This is a genomic window from Xenorhabdus innexi, assembly GCF_002632485.1.
GTDB lineage: Bacteria > Pseudomonadota > Gammaproteobacteria > Enterobacterales > Enterobacteriaceae > Xenorhabdus > Xenorhabdus innexi.
This window is the reverse complement of sequence record NZ_NIBU01000220.1, coordinates 1-725: the sequence shown is the minus strand read 5'-3', so window position 1 is coordinate 725 and position 725 is coordinate 1. Positions and strand designations below refer to the sequence as shown.

General features: G+C 57.0%; 1 pseudogene. It reads left to right on the top strand.

The annotated features are described in order from the left end of the window. A pseudogene (locus Xinn_RS21205) lies at positions 1-725 on the top strand (P-loop NTPase family protein); the annotation flags it as partial.

Genomic DNA, 725 nt, shown 5'->3' with positions numbered 1-725 from the left:
CTGGTGATGGGCACGACCCGGGTGGGCAAAACCCGGCTGGCCGAATTGCTGATAACGCAGGATATCCGACGCGGCGAGGTGGTGATTGTCTTTGATCCCAAAGGAGATGCTGACCTGTTAAGACGTATCTGGGCCGAAGCGCACCGGGCAGGGCGTGGTAATGAGCTTTCCCTCTTTCATCTGGGTTGGCCGGAAATCTCTGCGCGTTATAACGCCGTCGGGCGGTTTGGCCGGGTATCCGAAGTGGCTTCCCGTCTGGCCGGGCAGCTCAGTGGGGAAGGCAACAGCGCCGCGTTCCGTGAATTTGCCTGGCGGTTTGTCAATATTGTTGCCCGTGCACTGGTGGCGCTGGGACACCGGCCGGATTACCAGCTGATCACCCGCTACGTCAATAATATCAGTGAACTGTATCAGCGCTATGCCACTAAAGTGATGGAAGAGCGGCAACCGGCGCTGCTGGCGCAAATCCATCATGTCCTCAGCACCCTGAAAGAAAAAGACATTCCGCGCAATATGCAGGGGCAACCCGATGCGCTCCGGCTCTGGGCGATGGAAATGACCCTGAGTTCTGACGCCGGTAAGCAACTTTATGACCCGATTCTGGATGGCCTACGGTCGGCCGTGCGTTATGACCGGACCTATTTTGACAAAATTGTGGCGTCCCTGCTGCCGCTGCTGGAAAAACTGACCACCGGCAAAATTGCGGAATTGTTATCGCCGGATTA